The organism is Polynucleobacter sp. MWH-S4W17, from assembly GCF_018687535.1.
Taxonomy (GTDB): Bacteria; Pseudomonadota; Gammaproteobacteria; order Burkholderiales; family Burkholderiaceae; genus Polynucleobacter.
This window is the reverse complement of sequence record NZ_CP061295.1, coordinates 102,887-118,466: the sequence shown is the minus strand read 5'-3', so window position 1 is coordinate 118,466 and position 15,580 is coordinate 102,887. Positions and strand designations below refer to the sequence as shown.

The window sequence follows — 15,580 nt, the reverse complement described above, 5'->3', positions numbered from 1 at the left end:
TTTGTCCAATTACTCTCATCAAGAAGCGCAGGAGCAATCGCAACTCATTTTTCAAAATGGTTTGCGATTGCTACAACAAGGAAAGTCTGAAGAGGCAGATAGCCTTTTTTTAGAAGCGCACTTACTTGATGTAAAGAACGTTGATGTCCTAAATATTTTAGGCATCCGCGCATATCAAAAAAATGAATGCCAAAATGCATTACGCTTTCTCAACAGCGCAAATGAACTGGCACCTCACTCAGCACAAACATTAAGCAATCTTGGGCTTACACATAACGCATTATTAGATTTTCAATCGGCACTAGAGTGTTTTGATTTAGCCATTACCAGCAATCCCAACATTCCGGAGACGCACAATAATCGCGGCAATGCTTTAAAGGGTTTAGATAGAAATCTGGAAGCCATTGGCGCTTATCAACAAGCTCTTTTACTGCACCCCGACTATGCCGAAGCCTTTAGCAATCAAGGTGTCATCATCCTGGAGGAGGGAAGCCCCCAAAAGGCGATACCTCTTTTTGAAAAAGCCTTGGCACTCAATACCAATCTAGCAGCTGCATGGAATAACCTAGGAAATGCGCTTACTCAATTAGATCTGTATCAAGATGCATTTCAATGTTTTGAGCGCGCTCTGCAAATTAATAGTAGCTATTTAGATGCGTATTTAAATTTTGGCAACAGTCTTAAGAAAGCAAAACAGTTCAACACAGCTATCGATTGTTATCAGCATGCATTGAAGATCAATTCACATCATCCGCAAACCTACTATTTATTAGGTGAAATCTATTACGACACTGGCGATGCTGATCTTGCAAAAACGTATTTGGCCAAATCACTAGAGCTCAATCCTCAAAATATCGAAGCACAATTTGCATTAGCTATTGCCCAAATACCTAAGGTCTACAAAAGCAAAGAAGAATTGCAAGAATCAAAGAAAACTTTTACAAGGCAGCTGGATATATTGGAGGGGACGACTTCTAAAAGAGGGGCGGCAGGAAAAATAGAGGGCCCTCTTGGTAAGCATCCTTTCTATTTGGCCTACCAAGATGAAAATAACGTTTCCCTATTGAGCCAGTATGGAAAAATTTGCGTAGAGCACGCAAAGATTATTCAAAATAGCCTTATTCAGTCTGCCGTAACAGCGGAAGATTCTCAAAAAATCAAGGTAGGGATCGTGAGTCAGTATTTTTGCAAACATCCAGTATGGGATGCCATCACCAAGGGCTGGGTAATGTCCTTAAACCCAGATCAATTTGAGATACAAATCTTCAATACCAACGGCGTAGAAGATGGCGAGACAGAATTCGCCAAAGAGAAGACTGCAAACTATATCAACTGCGGTAACTCTGTTCAAAGGGCAGCTCAAGTGATCGCGAAGCAGAATCTAGATGTACTGCTTTATCCAGAAATCGGCATGGACATGACTAGCAAGGCCCTCGCCTGCCTTCGTTTAGCCCCTGTTCAAATTGCTAGCTGGGGTCATCCTGAAACTACTGGTATCCCCACAATAGACTTCTACCTATCAGCCAAACTTCTAGAGCCCCAGAATGCACAAAGTCTTTATAGCGAGACATTAGTTCAGTTGCCAAGCTTAGGAACCTATTTTCAACAAGAAAAAGTGGTGGCGATGGCTCCTGATCTAGCCAGCCTTGGGATCGATCCGACTCTCCCAATACTCTTATGCGCGGGCTCGCCCTCTAAGTACGACCCAAATCATGATTCTATTTTTGTAGAAATTGCCAAGAGACTAGGCCAATGTCAATTTATCTTCTTTGACTTTGATGAAAATCTCACCGCACTTTTGAAAGAGCGGCTTCAGACTGCCTTTGCTCATGCAAAACTCGATGCCAGCCAATTTCTGCGCTTTATTCCCTTTCTTAAAAAGGAAGAGTTTTATGGGCTTATGCAAAAAGCAGACTTATATTTAGACACTATAGGATTTTCAGGATTCAATACAGCGATGCAAGCTTTAATATGTGACTTGCCCATAGTCACTATTGAGGGGAGCAGAATGCGGGGTCGGCTTGCTAGTGCAATCCTCAATCGCATTGGGCTTGAAGACCTTGTGTGTCAATCGGATAGTGCTTATATTGATTTGGTAGTAGAGTTAATTCAAAACCAACATTTACTAAATTCCTATAAAGAAAAGATTGCGGAATCTAAAACAATCTTATTTGATGACTTAGAGCCTATCAGGGCTTTGGAAGATTTCCTCATTCAACAAATTCGCCAATAAAACGATCCAGATGTATTCTTCCCTCCAAAAATATTGGCTCTTATTTGCGCAAGCCGTTACTGTGATGTTGGCAGCCTTGTTTATTGTTGCCACCTTAAAACCCGAGTGGCTTTCAGAGTCTAGGGTAGGTTCTTTGGTTAATACGGTCTCGCTAAAAGAAAGCAACTATGACGGGCAACTGAGCCCTGGTTCATATCACGAGGCTGTGAAGCGCTCAATGCCAGCGGTCGTCAACATTTTTACAAGCAAAGCCTCCGCTAAGCCAAAGACTCGAAAGGGTGGAAGCCCAAATTCTGCAGATCCTTTATTTAAATTCTTTTTTGGGGATCAGCCGCCAGAGGAAGAGCCCAGTTCAAGCCTAGGGTCAGGAGTCCTCGTCAGCCCCGAAGGCTACGTCCTCACCAACCATCATGTCATTAGCGATGCGGATGATATTGATGTGGCTTTATCAGATGGTCGAAAAGCAAAGGCGCAAGTGATTGGTAGCGATCCAGAAACTGACATTGCTGTATTAAAAATTGAAGCCAAAAAACTACCTACCCCAATCACTCTGGGCAAAGTTGAGTCTGTGCATGTAGGTGATGTGGTTCTAGCTATTGGCAATCCATTTGGCGTCGGCCAAACAGTCACTTCCGGGATTGTTTCTGCATTAGGTCGCGACCACGTGGGCATCAATACCTTTGAAAACTTTATTCAAACCGACGCAGCAATTAACCCCGGAAATTCTGGTGGCGCACTGATTGATACCCGCGGGAATCTGATTGGCATAAACACCGCGATCTACTCAAATAATGGCGGGTCTATGGGCATTGGCTTTGCGATCCCCGTCAATCTTGCTAAGCAAGTCATGGAGTCCATCCTAGCCAATGGCAGCGTTACTAGGGGGTGGATAGGAGTCGAGCCTCAGAACCTCTCCAAAGAGCTCTCAGAGTCCCTAGGACTGCCTGCCAATACTGAAGGCGTTCTCATATCTGGTGTGCTTGAGGGTGGCCCCGCAGCAAAGGGTGGCGTCAAGCCGGGAGATGTTTTAATCGCCGTAAATGACAAGCCCATTAAAGATGTGCGCGGCTTGCTAAATCAAATCGCTCAAATCAGTCCCGGCAACCAGGCCAAACTTACCGTCTTACGAAAAGGCAAGGAAATCGAGTTAGCCGTTGAAACCGGAAAGCGTCCAAAGCCTAAGCAACAAGCCAACTAGGTCGAAGTATATCAAGTTTAGTTAGCTAGAATTTTCGATAAGAACTCTTTCGCCCTTGGTGAGCGAGCTTCGGGTCTATCAAAGAATTCCGCCTTACTGCAGTCTTCTACAATACGGCCTTGATCCATGAAGATCACCCGATGGCTCACTTTTCTTGCAAAACCCATCTCATGGGTAACACAACACATCGTCATACCCTCATTAGCAAGCTTGATCATCACGTCCAAAACTTCCCCGACCATCTCTGGGTCTAGCGCAGAAGTAGGTTCATCAAAGAGCATCACAATTGGATCCATGCTGAGCGCTCTAGCAATGGCAACCCGTTGTTGTTGTCCTCCTGATAACTGACCAGGAAATTTATCTTTTTGTGCACTCAGGCCAACACGCTCTAAGTACTTTAAGCCATGCGCCTTGGCATCAGTGGCGGAGCGGCCCAATACCTTCATTTGTGCAAGAGTGAGATTTTCAGTAATACTGAGGTGCGGGAAAAGCTCAAAGTGCTGAAACACCATGCCAACTCTTGAACGCAATTTAGGTAAATTGGTTTTAGGATCATGCAAATCAATGCCATCAACTGAAATCTCTCCAGCCTGAAAAGGTTCAAGCGCATTTATAGTTTTAATCAGGGTTGATTTACCAGAACCAGAAGGCCCACAAATGACAACCACCTCCCCTTTTTTTATTGAGGTAGAGCAATCTGTTAGCACCTGAAAAGAGCCGTACCATTTAGAAACGTTTCTAAGTTCTATCATGATGAATTATGTATTTAAAATTCGATTTAAAAGATTAGCGAATAATCGCCACTTTGGCCTGAATAAAACGTACCGCTTTAGACAGCGAGAAACAAATCAGGAAATAGGTGATAGCAGCCAATAAATAAGTTTCTATCGGGCGTCCATAGTTCTTACCTGCAATTTCGAAGCCTTTTAATAGGTCGTAGGCTCCAATTGCATAAACCAAGGATGTATCTTGGAACAAAATGATGGTCTGGGTCATAAAGACTGGGATCATGTTGCGGAAAGCTTGAGGCAAAACTACCAACCTCATATTCTGACTATAGGTCATACCAAGTGCTTCGCCTGCATAAGTTTGCCCCTTAGGTACAGACTGGATGCCGGCTCGAACAATCTCTGAGAAAAATGCAGCCTCAAAGGCAATGAAAGTAATGGTTGCCGATAAATCTGCCCCAATTGGCCTGCCTATCAGTAGCGGAATGAGCAAGAAGAACCATAGAATGACCATTACCAGCGGAATGGATCGCATCACATTGACATAAAAAGTCGCAGGATAAACTAACGCCGGCCTTCCAGAAATTCGCATTAAAGCCAGAAATGTTCCCGCGATGATGCCACCAACAGTAGCGATTACCGTCAATTGAACGCTAAAGAGGAGGCCCTTCAGAATGTAATTGGTGAAGAGTTCCCAGTTATAAAAACTTAAATCTAAACTCAGCATATTGCCACCCATATTAGAAGCATTTAATGAGCTCCCGCATCGTTACTCGGGGCAATAAAACCAGGAATCCTGGTCCGTTTTTCTATATAAGACATCGCTCGATTTACTGAGAAAGCTGAAAGAGCATACAAAAGCGTTACCGCCAAGTAAATCTCAACGCCATGGGAAGTTTCTTCTTGCGCCTGCATCGCAAATAAAGTGAGCTCTGGCACGGACACCGCAAAAGCAACCGAAGAGTTTTTAATAATATTCATACTCTCCGAAGTCAGCGGAGGCAGCACAATACGCAAGGCCATCGGCAAAATAACGTAGCGATAGGTTTGCGGTGTATTCAGTCCCAGCGCCGTAGCAGCTGCTCGTTGTCCGCTAGGAAGAGAATGAATTCCCGCCCTTACTTGCTCAGCAATACGCGCTGAGGTGAAAAATCCGAGCGCAATACTGACAAGCCAATACGAAGGCAGCGCCTTCAAAGGCAAAACAAAGGCAGGGATGACGTGGTACCAAAGAAATACTTGAACCAATACAGGGATATTTCTAAATAACTCAACCCAGGCCGTTGATAGCGCTACAAGCGATCTACTGAACCTGCCAGTATCAGGAAGGGTGCGTAGCGTACCCATCACAGCCCCTAAAACCATGGCAATAACTAAAGCCAAGCCAGAGACAGCCAATGTCCAGCCCCATGCTTTAAAAAGCCAGTCTAAATAACTTGGGTCAGCATTTTGTCCAAGCCCCAATAAAGCGGAGAAGCAGTGATCCACCACCTCTCCGTCCAGAGTGCTTTTACAAAATATATCAAGGTCTAAAGCCATTACTTCAACCCAACAGAAAAAGGGGAGTTACGGATAAGCTTGGCCATAAAACCAGCTAATTATTTTTTCTGCTGATAGTCTTCGGCTGGCTTGTCATTTAAGTTTGCCCAAGCATTTTTGGTTGCCGGGGAAAGCTCGAGACCAACAACAATATTCTTGGGCGGAATTGGTGATAAGAACCACTTATTCCACAGACCAGGCATTTTGCCGTTTGCAACAATCTTGGCAATTGCAGCGTTTACAGCGGCTTTAAATTCAGGGTCATCCTTGCGGACCATAATTGCAATTGGCTCTGTACTGAGTACTTCACCAACAATTTTGAAATCTTTTGGATTTTTTGAGTTGGCAATATTACCTGCCAAAATCGAGCCGTCCATTACAAAAGCATCGGCACGGCCAGACTCCAAGAGCAAGAAGCTGTCAGCATGGTCCTTTCCAAATACTTCATCAAAGTTCACGCCAGTGGCTTTTTCATTCTTACGCAATAGTTGTACAGAAGTAGTACCGGTAGTGGTTGCTACCTTTTTGCCATTGAGTTGAGCGATTGAAGTAATTCCAGAGTTCGCCTTTACTGCAATGCGAACCTCTTCCACGTAAAGAGTATTAGCAAAACCAACATCTTTAGCTCGGCTTGTATTGTTAGTTGTTGTTCCGCACTCAATATCAACTGTGCCATTTTGCACCAAAGGCACACGATTTTGAGATGTCACTGGCTGGTAATTAATTCGCAGAGTACTCATGCCTAATTTGTCTTTAATATCGCCCAGAATCATGCGGCAAATTTCAACATGGTAGCCATCAAAGCGGCTGTCGCCAGTGGTGTAGGACATTGGAATGGAAGATTCGCGTACGCCCATTGTCACAGCACCGCTTGATTTAATTTTGTCCAACGTTGGGGATGCTGCCATTACATTTGCTGATACAACAAACAGTGCTGCTGACAAATATGCCAGAGATTTAAGTTTCATTGAATATCCTTTTGTTAATCAAAATTTAGCGGTTTTCACAAAATCATTAATAAATTTGATAATACACTTTTCCATATCTAAACTGCAATCAATGGAACATCCAGGGCAGATAAGTAAAAGCCGATTTAACCCAGTTAGTTAAGTTCATCCCTAAGTACATAAAAAAACCACCCCGAAGGGTGGTTTTAAATCCAATCAAAACTAGCTTACGCTAGCTTTAAATTAGAAAGTGTGACGTACACCAACAGCGTAGTTATTCAAAGCAGCGCTAGTTGTTGTTGAACCAGCAGCAGCATTTGATGTCATAGTCTGACCATAGATTGCATACAAGTTAGTACGCTTGCTTAGGTAGTAGTTTGAACCTAACTGCCAGCCGTTGAAGTTAGCTGTTGGTTGGTTTGCACCATAAGATGTGTAACGACCTAAACCAGCAGAAGCCCAAGCTTCGATTGTTGGAGTAATGTAGCTACGAACACCGATTTGCTCAGCTTGACGCTTCAAGTAGTAGTTTGAAGAGATTGTTGATGTTGCTTTACGGTTAACGTATTGTGCATATGCCTTCAAGATACCGAAGTCATAAGTTGCAGCAGCGTAGAACTGGTTATCTTGTACGTTAGATGCATAACCGTTGATAGTAGTAGTACCAACAGCAGCACCGCCAGCAGTAGTAGCACCGTTAGCTTGAGCATTTGTCCAAAGTGAAGTATCAGTAGTGGATACAGTCAATTGCTTCAAAGCTTGGTAAGCAGCAGCTGCATAGAACTTTTTGTATGTGAAATCAGCACCTAAGCCCCAACCGCTAGCGTTTGTATTGCCGCCAGTTGTTGCAGAAGTAGTGTAACCAGTTTCAGTTGTGTTCTTGTTGTTCAATGTGTAGATTGCGCTACCAGTGAAACCACCGAAGCTGTCAGTCTTAACTGACAATGTATTGGCTGTACGGTTTGTGAATGCAACGTTGTTTGAGTTTGCATTGCCAGATGTAACGGCTGTTGAAGATGCGTAAACAACGTTACCAGCCATGTTATTCAACTGGCCAACGTCAGTAGCAGCAGCAGCGTTAAATACTGGTGTGTATTGCAAACCAATAGCTGTTTGACCGATGCCAGCTTTTTTCAAGCCAACAAAAGTTTGACGGTTAGTCAAGCCACCGTTTGTATTGCCAGACAAAGTTTGGTCTTGTGGAGCCAATGCAAATTCAGCTGTAAAGAAAGCTGATGTGCCGCCGCCCAAATCTTCAACACCTTTGAAACCTAAACGGTTAGTTTGCTCAGCGCCTTGGCCAAACTGGCTAACAGTTCCTTTGGCAACACCATTGTTGTAGCCGCCTGCAGAACCCTTGCTTGAATCAGAAACGCGTGAGTTTCCACCAATATAACCAACGTCCAAGATACCGTAAACGGTTACGCTGGACTGAGCTTGAGCAACGCCAGCAATAGCTGACAATGCTGCGAGTGCTAATAGCGATTTTTTCATTCTTTAAATCTCCAAAAATTAAAAGTAATGCCCAAATAAAACTGGGACCTACGAATTTTGCTTCTTTTGCCTCACCAGACTGGGGGTCAGGGTATTTAGGAGATCTTTTTGCTTGTCAAAAGGTAGTTTTTTGGCTTTCTTCGTTGTATCTCGGCAACAAGACCTTTGTTTTCTGTCTTTTATGGGCCTTAGATGACAAAATTGTCATATGGCAAGCCGCGAATTCTTAAAAATCCTCAGTTCAGCACGATTGGGTGACGTTTCTGCGCAACAAAAACTGGCTTCCGCATATTTAACGGGTGCTTTTAAAACCCCCATTCAGCCTGCCAACGCCCTCATTTGGTTGGAAAAATCCTATTTTTCCATTACAAATCAATCACTTGAAAATAAAAGCTCAGGTGACGCTGAAATTCTTGATCTTTTAAGCCAGATTGCCAACATTCCGCTTGCTGAAACCTTTAGCTCACCTGCCTTTGGGTTTGGCTGGGACTCTTTTTGGAAGTTAGCTGAAGCTGAAAAGGCCTCTGATGCCAATCTTGCTGCTAAATGGCAGCTTGTTAACCTATTAATTAATCCTGCCAATCAGAGTGTCCAATCGCAACTAGCGGATTGGCTCAAAAAGAATTCATCATCCACTCTAGAAAAATTGTCTTCTTTGGATTTTGTCGGCATTCAAAAGATTGCTAAACAATATTTACAGGATCTTGCAGATGGAGAATCTCTTTTCGCAAACAACGCAAAAGAGTTGCTGATTAAATTGCAGCCTAAGAATGAAGCTCTCTCCTCCCTCTGGAAGGTATGGCTTGATGATCAAAATGAAGATGCATTAATTCAAGCAGCCGAGCTTGGTTTAACTGTTGCAAAACTTACGCTAGGCCTGCGCCTCGCACAACTCGACGAACGGGTTGAGGTGGCCGAAACAAAATCCAATGCCTCACTGAAGAAAGCCGCCTATTGGTTAGAGCTCGCTGCCAAAGATGGTGATCGCGATGCCTGGTTCGCGCTCGGTGAAATTTATCGTCGTCCGCAGTTTTCTGGTTACAACGCCGCAGAAAGTGATCGCTGTATTGATCGAGCTGCCGATCTTGGTCATCCACAAGCACAACTGCGTAAAGGCGCTAATCTGTGGCGCAAGCGTGAAAAGAGCGAAGAGAAGGTACGCGGTCTACAGGCTTCCTATTGGGTATGGCAAGCCCACCAGCAAGGCGTGGCAGAAGCTAAAGAATTGCTCAGCAAGATTTTGGAAAGTTGCTCTAATCCCAAATCCAATGAATGGTATGAATTAGCTCAGTGCGCCGAAGAGGCGATTAATCACCATGCCGAACATAAGGTGGATGAAGATTGGTTATTACTTTGCCATCGCATCATCATTGCTAACCAATTTAATTTTAGTAAAGCAGAATTATTATTGAGCGAGGTAGGACAGCTACAGCACGAGCATTGTGTTGTGGTGGATATTCGCTGGGAATTACCAAAGATCTTGCCTAGATTGATTCAGATTGAAACGATTCAACAACGTCGCGCCCTCTTGGCGGCTGGCAAAGCCTTTGCTGGCTCGGAGATGGATCTGGAGGGCAATTTACGCCAAAGACGCTATCGCTTTGATCGCGTTACCAACTGGCTTACAACGACTTTCTCCAAGAATCAGGTCGACGCAGAAGTCGATTGATCAGTTTCGGTATCCTCATCGGAGGGTTTTGGCACGTAAAAGCGCGCAACCAATAGCCCTATTTCATAGAGCAAGGTCATTGGTACGGCTAGCAATAATTGAGAAAGTACATCGGGTGGTGTCACTACAGCTGAAATCACGAAAGCTCCCACAATCACGTAAGGGCGAATTTCTTTCAGTTTAGCCAGGGGCACCATACCCATGCGCACCAAGACAACCACTACAACAGGCACTTCAAAAGTAATACCAAATGCCAAGAAGGTTGTCATGGCAAAACTTAAATAGTTATCAATGTCGGTCGACATCTCCGCACCCAAAGGTGCGTTGTAACTTGCCATGAACTTAAATACCGTTGGAAATACTAAAAAGTAAGCAAACGCCATACCAGCAATGAACAAGGTATAGCTACTCACGACCAAAGGCAGAATGAGTTTTCTTTCATGCATATACAAACCAGGGGCAATAAATGCCCAAAGTTGATACATCACCACTGGTAAAGCGATGATGAATGCGACCAGCATAGTGACCTTCATCGGTACAAAGAATGAACCTGTGACGTCTGTCACAATCATCTTGCCACCGGCAGGCAAAGCCTTTAATAAAGGCTGTGCAAACAAATGGAAAATATCCGGCGCCCAGTAGACTAGACATACGAAGACAACAATAATTGCGAGCGCTGCTTTAATTACGCGATCACGTAATTCAAATAAGTGGGAAAGAAAGGTTTCTTGTAATCCCGAATCTTCAGTTGAATTGTTTTCAGTCATGCGTAAGTGTTTTTATTATTTTACTTTTTACTATTATTTTTATTTGCCGGCACTGTGATGAAAGCGCTTCATCCTAGCAGCGCCAGATTGCACTCGAGTACGAATGCCAGCGGAACGCTTAAACCAAAGCGGCCTTGCAGCTCGACGCACACCCCAGCTGTTGCGGCCTTGGCGCTTGGTTTTGCGAAGCACTTCTTTTTCATCTAAAGGCGGCTTATCAAAGCTCGTTTCAAAAATATCCGCCTGATCGCTTAAGTTAGCGCTAGCCTCTTGAACCGTAGAGCCGATACTGTTTTCAACCTCTTTGAGAGTGGCAGCAGTTTCTTCTCGAAACTTTTTAAATTCCTCCACCTCCATCTGACGACTCACTTCAGACTTGACGTCCGCCATATAGCGCTGTGCACGGCCAAACAAATTACCAGCCATGCGAGCTACTTTAGGCAGGCGCTCTGGTCCAACCACCACCAGAGCAACTACAGCAATCAGCGCAAGTTTTGAAACTCCGAGATCAATCATGTAACGCAGTTATTTAAATGCAGCATGAGTTTCAAGTGCGCTTCAGCTATTAGTTAGTTATTTGTTTACGTCTTTAGCTTGCACATCAACAGTCTTGTCTGCTGTTGCAGTACTTTGTTGAATTTGTTCTTTAGGCTCTTCAGCAGATTTCATGCCATCTTTAAAGCCTTTTACAGCGCCGCCCAAATCTTGGCCGATATTGCGCAATTTTTTGGTACCGAACACCAACATCACGATCACCAAAACAATTAACCAATGCCAAATGCTAAATGAACCCATTTTTAATCTCCTTGGATTATTTTTTCCAGGGGCGGGGACCGCCCATCACATGTAAGTGCAAGTGATAAACCTCCTGCCCACCATCCGCACCATTGTTCACCATCAACCTAAAGCCACCATCCTTACCAGGACGACAGCCTTGCTCTTTGGCAAGACGCGGTGCTAATTCCATCATTTTACCCAGCAAAGGAGCATCCACGCTTTCTGCTGACTCCAGCATGGGGATATGCTTTTTAGGAATCATCAAAAAATGGACTGGCGCTGCCGGGTTGATATCTTTAAAAGCATAGATTTCTTCATCCTCATAGACCTTCTGGGAGGGAATCAAACCTTGAGAAATCTTACAAAACAGGCAATTAGGATCGTGTGACATACTTTTTCTCGTATTTATCCGTACTTACTCTTTACCAGCCGCTTTTCTCGCGGCCTTCTCTTCAATGCCAGAAGTACCCAAGCGACGATCAAGCTCGGCAATGACATCTTCCGGGCGTAGGTTAAATTGAGACAAAGCAATCAAGCAGTGAAACCACAAATCAGCCATTTCGCCGACTAAGAGCTTTTGTTGATCGGCCGCCAAATTAGAATTACGCGCATCTTTTGCCGCCATCACAGCCTCAGTCGCTTCTTCGCCAATCTTTTTCAAGATCCCGTCATCACCCTTTGAAAAGAGCAAGGCGGTATATGAAGTTTTGGGGTCTGCTTGGCCTGCCTTAAATGCATCACGACGTTGATCAACTACATCGGCTAAATGGGTGAGAGCAGATTCAATTTTTTTGTCTGAGTTCAGTATTTTTTTCATTAATATATTTTGCAGACTATACAGTCCAATCCTCTACCTTTAACTGCTTTATCCTTTTAAAAGCCTGGTCATTTGTCACCAGAATTGCTCCAAGCTGAGAAGCATGTGCTGCAATTTGCATGTCAAGAGAGCCCAACACATTTCCACTGCCCTCTAACTGGGCCCTTAAAACACCATAATGCTCGGCTACATCGGTATCCCAAACTAAAACATCCACTCGCTTTAAAAACTCTTGCACAACCAAATGTAAGTTCCTTGCATTTGGCTTTTTTGCCAAACCATAGAGAATTTCACCTTCAGATATAACTGACAAGCATAGTCTTTCCATGGGAACACTAGCGATTTTTCTACTTACTACTGGGTTTTTCTTAATGAGGCTGCTGACGGTATTGGTATCGAGCATATATCTCATCAGTCATTGACTCCAGCAAAAGGATCTCGATCTTGCGAGTCTTGATTTCGATCTTCGGGACTTAAGAAATCCAAAGGAACATCCGCGCTTGCAAGCGCCACGAAAAAGCTATCCCAGTTTTCGGGCCTTCTGGACAGAATTAAGTCGCCAGTACTGGGATCACGCCGAATAAATACTTCTTTTTCCTCAAAACGAAAGGCTGCAGGCAATCTTATTGCTTGACTACGCCCATTCATAAAGATTTTTGCTGTTAGACCCATCATCCTAGCCCCTTGGTATATATCAAAGTATATACCATTCTAAACGACTATAAAGTGGAAATACAGACCATAAATATTTATTTGGGTCAGTTTTTACTGATCTTTTGCCAATTTGAGCTTACAGAATCCCACTCCCTAAAGAAGCAGCTATGCTCACCCGTATGGCAAGCAATCCCGTCTTTTTGCTCAACCATCAGCAAAATCGTATCCCCATCACAATCCAGACGAATTTCTTTTACTTTCTGGGTATGGCCAGACTCTTCGCCCTTGTGCCACAGTTTTTGTCTGGAACGAGTCCAGTAGACTGCCTCGCCTAAGCGTAAGGTTTCCAATAAGGCGTCGCGATTCATCCAGGCCATCATCAAGATATCCTTGCTGCCAACTTCTTGGGCGATTACTGGAACCAATCCTTGATCATTCCAAGTCACCGCTGCTAATAGCCCCTGGTCTAGTGAGTTTTTATTTGTATCTGACATTTATCCGATTTTGACAGAATTATTAAGAGTCACCCAAATCAGAATCGCCTACGGCTTACTGCAACAGCCCAACCCACCTTCTGGACAATAACCCTGTTTGTGTGTATGATGTGTATAGAATTTATAATTCGAGGATGAATAGCAAAGAACTCATCAAGGCATTAGAAAAAGATGGCTGGGTTTTGCGGGGCTCAAAAGGGTCTCATCATGTTTTTAACCACCCCCGCAAAGCTGGGCACATTACGGTTCCTCATCCCAAAAAAGGTCTAGGAATTGGATTGGTTCAAAAACTACTGAAACAAGCAGGAATTAAATAGAAGGATGAACAATGAAATATCCAATTGCTATTGAACCAGGTGGGCATAAGTTGGTGTGGGGTGTGATTGTTCCTGACATGCCAGGCTGCTTTTCTGCCGCTGACAGTGGAATTGATGAGGCTATTGAGAATGCCAAAGAAGCGATTGAGCTTTGGATTGAGGCCGCATTAGACGCGGGCGAAGATATCCCAAAGCCCAGTTCTATTACCGAGCTGCAAAAGAAGAAAGAGTTCAAAGGATATATTTGGGCAATTGCTGAGATTGACCCGGCATTACTGTCGGACGATATCGAAAGAGTAAATATTTCTTTACCAAAAAGGGTTCTAGCAAGATTAGATGCTAAGGCCAAATCTGCTGGTGAAAACCGCTCCGCCTTTATCGCGCATATGGCGATTAGCGCTTAAGAACACCGATTAAATCCGAACCGGAATTCCTTGGGCTGCCATATATTCTTTTGCCTGCCCAACGGTGTAATCACCATAGTGAAAAATACTAGCCGCCAATACTGCATCTGCATGGCCCTTAGTAATACCATCGACTAAATGCTGCAAATTACCAACGCCGCCAGAGGCAATCACGGGAACAGGAACGGCATCGCTTACTGCAGCAGTTAAAGCCAAGTCAAAGCCATCCTTACTGCCATCGCGGTTCATGCTTGTTAAAAGAATCTCGCCTGCACCACGTTTAGCCACTTCAGTAGCCCATGTGACTACATCCATTCCAGTCGCAGTTCTACCGCCATGGGTAAACACTTCCCAATTGCCAGCTTCAGTTTGCTTGGCATCAATCGCCACCACAATACACTGAGAACCGTAATAAGCGGCTGCATCGGAAACTAAATCGGGGTTGGCTACCGCAGAAGAATTCATGCTCACTTTATCTGCGCCGGCATTCAGTAAGCGACGCACATCAGCCACTGCACGCACACCGCCGCCAACAGTAAGCGGAATAAAAACTTGTGATGCCACATCCTCAATGATGTGCAAAATCAGATCGCGTCCATCAGAAGTAGCGGTGATATCTAAAAACGTCAGCTCATCAGCGCCTTGTGTGTCATAACGTTTAGCGATTTCGACTGGATCGCCTGCATCACGTAAGCCTACAAAGTTCACACCTTTAACAACGCGCCCTGCAGTGACATCCAAACAAGGAATAATTCGCTTCGTTAACACTAGATGATTTTCTTTGCGTACTTGAGGGTTAACTCATCAGCATATTTTTGAGCAGCTGCAAGATCAAGATCGCCCGCATAAATAGAGCGACCAGCAATCACGCCCATGACGCCTTCTTCTTCCGCTTTGCAAAGTGCATCAATATCTTGATTATTAGAGAGTCCACCACTGGCAATTATCGGAATGCGAATGGCTTGAGCCAGCTTGATTGTGGCTTCAATGTTCACACCCTTGAGCATGCCATCCCGACCAATATCGGTATAGATAATGGCTTCTACGCCCCAATCTTCAAACTTCTTGGCAAGATCAATCACTTCATGGCCCGTAATCTTGCTCCAGCCATCAGTTGCTACTTTGCCATCACGCGCATCTAAACCAACCATGACATGACCTGGAAATGCTGTGCAGGCATCTTGCACAAAACCGGGATTCTTTACGGCTGCGGTGCCAATGATGACAGTGCTAATACCGTCATCTAATAAACGCTCAATGGTTTCAAGATCACGAATACCGCCACCGAGTTGCACAGGGATTTCATTACCAACCGCTTTGAGAATCGATTTAATCGCAGCCTCATTTTTGAGCTTGCCGGCAAATGCGCCGTTGAGATCTACCAAATGTAAGCGTCGAGCACCTTTGCTAATCCAATGCGCTGCCATTGCGCCAGGGTCTTCTGAGAATACCGTAGCTTTATCCATATCACCTTGTTCGAGTCGAACACAGTGGCCGTCTTTAAGATCAATTGCGGGAATCAGCAGCATAGCAAATGGTTAG

General features: G+C 44.3%; 20 protein-coding genes. 5 read left to right on the top strand and 15 right to left on the bottom strand.

Annotated elements, in window-relative coordinates; all coding sequences use genetic code 11:
• Nucleotide 1 precedes the first annotated feature (1 nt).
• Both C2755_RS00690 and C2755_RS00685 read left to right on the top strand, forming a co-directional pair.
• On the top strand, nt 2-2,233 hold the full coding sequence (locus tag C2755_RS00690; protein WP_215321323.1) for a tetratricopeptide repeat protein: 2,232 nt from the start codon (nt 2-4) through the stop codon (nt 2,231-2,233).
• A gap of 10 nt (nt 2,234-2,243) precedes the next feature.
• On the top strand, nt 2,244-3,431 hold the full coding sequence (locus tag C2755_RS00685; RefSeq protein WP_215321322.1) for a Do family serine endopeptidase: 1,188 nt from the start codon (nt 2,244-2,246) through the stop codon (nt 3,429-3,431).
• 17 nt (nt 3,432-3,448) lie between these two features.
• Here the strand turns inward: C2755_RS00685 and C2755_RS00680 are convergent, their stop codons facing one another.
• The 5 genes from C2755_RS00680 to C2755_RS00660 all read right to left on the bottom strand — a co-directional run bounded on the left by C2755_RS00680 (nt 3,449) and on the right by C2755_RS00660 (nt 8,139).
• A complete protein-coding gene (locus C2755_RS00680; protein WP_215321321.1) occupies nt 3,449-4,183 on the bottom strand; it encodes an amino acid ABC transporter ATP-binding protein in 735 nt (244 codons plus the stop codon).
• A 34-nt stretch (nt 4,184-4,217) separates the two neighbouring features.
• Nucleotides 4,218-4,886: an amino acid ABC transporter permease gene (locus tag C2755_RS00675; RefSeq protein ID WP_215321320.1), complete on the bottom strand. Its 669-nt coding sequence runs from the start codon at nt 4,884-4,886 to the stop codon at nt 4,218-4,220.
• A 23-nt stretch (nt 4,887-4,909) separates the two neighbouring features.
• A complete protein-coding gene (locus tag C2755_RS00670) occupies nt 4,910-5,698 on the bottom strand; it encodes an amino acid ABC transporter permease (protein WP_215321319.1) in 789 nt (262 codons plus the stop codon).
• A 59-nt stretch (nt 5,699-5,757) separates the two neighbouring features.
• Nucleotides 5,758-6,666: an amino acid ABC transporter substrate-binding protein gene (locus C2755_RS00665; protein ID WP_215321318.1), complete on the bottom strand. Its 909-nt coding sequence runs from the start codon at nt 6,664-6,666 to the stop codon at nt 5,758-5,760.
• A gap of 222 nt (nt 6,667-6,888) precedes the next feature.
• Entirely contained in the window at nt 6,889-8,139 is a 1,251-nt protein-coding gene (locus tag C2755_RS00660; RefSeq protein WP_215321317.1) for a porin, read from the bottom strand.
• 208 nt (nt 8,140-8,347) lie between these two features.
• Here C2755_RS00660 and C2755_RS00655 point away from each other — a divergent pair, with 208 nt between their 5' ends.
• The gene (locus C2755_RS00655; RefSeq protein ID WP_215321316.1) at nt 8,348-9,808 is read left to right on the top strand and encodes a sel1 repeat family protein; all 1,461 of its coding nucleotides are present in this window, start codon (nt 8,348-8,350) and stop codon (nt 9,806-9,808) included.
• Here C2755_RS00655 and tatC read toward each other — a convergent pair.
• From tatC to hisI, 8 genes are all read right to left on the bottom strand, one after another.
• Entirely contained in the window at nt 9,784-10,575 is a 792-nt protein-coding gene (gene tatC, locus C2755_RS00650; protein ID WP_215321315.1) for a twin-arginine translocase subunit TatC, read from the bottom strand. The genes C2755_RS00655 and tatC overlap by 25 nt on opposite strands.
• A gap of 39 nt (nt 10,576-10,614) precedes the next feature.
• A complete protein-coding gene (gene tatB / locus C2755_RS00645) occupies nt 10,615-11,091 on the bottom strand; it encodes a Sec-independent protein translocase protein TatB (RefSeq protein WP_072582109.1) in 477 nt (158 codons plus the stop codon).
• A 57-nt stretch (nt 11,092-11,148) separates the two neighbouring features.
• The gene (gene tatA, locus C2755_RS00640) at nt 11,149-11,370 is read right to left on the bottom strand and encodes a Sec-independent protein translocase subunit TatA (RefSeq protein WP_215321314.1); all 222 of its coding nucleotides are present in this window, start codon (nt 11,368-11,370) and stop codon (nt 11,149-11,151) included.
• Between the two features lie 16 nt (nt 11,371-11,386).
• Nucleotides 11,387-11,743, bottom strand: coding sequence for a histidine triad nucleotide-binding protein (locus C2755_RS00635; RefSeq protein WP_215321313.1), 357 nt, complete (start codon nt 11,741-11,743; stop codon nt 11,387-11,389).
• A gap of 24 nt (nt 11,744-11,767) precedes the next feature.
• Nucleotides 11,768-12,169, bottom strand: a complete 402-nt coding sequence (locus tag C2755_RS00630) for a phosphoribosyl-ATP diphosphatase (RefSeq protein ID WP_215321312.1) — start codon at nt 12,167-12,169, stop codon at nt 11,768-11,770.
• Nucleotides 12,170-12,185: 16 nt separating this feature from the next.
• Nucleotides 12,186-12,581 (bottom strand): type II toxin-antitoxin system VapC family toxin, encoded by a 396-nt coding sequence (locus tag C2755_RS00625; RefSeq protein ID WP_251368491.1) that lies wholly within the window; start codon nt 12,579-12,581, stop codon nt 12,186-12,188.
• Nucleotides 12,581-12,844 carry an antitoxin gene (locus tag C2755_RS00620; RefSeq protein ID WP_370623801.1) on the bottom strand — a complete coding sequence of 88 codons (264 nt, stop codon included), beginning with the start codon at nt 12,842-12,844 and terminating at the stop codon, nt 12,581-12,583. Before C2755_RS00620 ends, C2755_RS00625 begins: the two co-directional genes overlap by 1 nt.
• 83 nt (nt 12,845-12,927) lie before the next feature.
• Nucleotides 12,928-13,317 (bottom strand): phosphoribosyl-AMP cyclohydrolase, encoded by a 390-nt coding sequence (gene hisI, locus C2755_RS00615; protein WP_215321311.1) that lies wholly within the window; start codon nt 13,315-13,317, stop codon nt 12,928-12,930.
• A 134-nt stretch (nt 13,318-13,451) separates the two neighbouring features.
• On the opposite strand from hisI, the gene C2755_RS00610 reads away from it, so the two are divergent.
• Together C2755_RS00610 and C2755_RS00605 are read left to right on the top strand one after the other, a co-directional pair.
• A complete protein-coding gene (locus C2755_RS00610; RefSeq protein ID WP_215321310.1) occupies nt 13,452-13,634 on the top strand; it encodes a type II toxin-antitoxin system HicA family toxin in 183 nt (60 codons plus the stop codon).
• 11 nt (nt 13,635-13,645) lie between these two features.
• The gene (locus tag C2755_RS00605) at nt 13,646-14,038 is read left to right on the top strand and encodes a type II toxin-antitoxin system HicB family antitoxin (protein ID WP_215321309.1); all 393 of its coding nucleotides are present in this window, start codon (nt 13,646-13,648) and stop codon (nt 14,036-14,038) included.
• A gap of 9 nt (nt 14,039-14,047) precedes the next feature.
• On the opposite strand, the gene hisF is transcribed toward C2755_RS00605, so the two are convergent.
• Together hisF and hisA are read right to left on the bottom strand one after the other, a co-directional pair.
• Nucleotides 14,048-14,806 (bottom strand): imidazole glycerol phosphate synthase subunit HisF, encoded by a 759-nt coding sequence (gene hisF, locus C2755_RS00600; protein ID WP_215321308.1) that lies wholly within the window; start codon nt 14,804-14,806, stop codon nt 14,048-14,050.
• A complete protein-coding gene (gene hisA / locus C2755_RS00595; protein WP_215321307.1) occupies nt 14,806-15,567 on the bottom strand; it encodes a 1-(5-phosphoribosyl)-5-[(5-phosphoribosylamino)methylideneamino]imidazole-4-carboxamide isomerase in 762 nt (253 codons plus the stop codon). Before hisA ends, hisF begins: the two co-directional genes overlap by 1 nt.
• Nucleotides 15,568-15,580 lie beyond the last annotated feature (13 nt).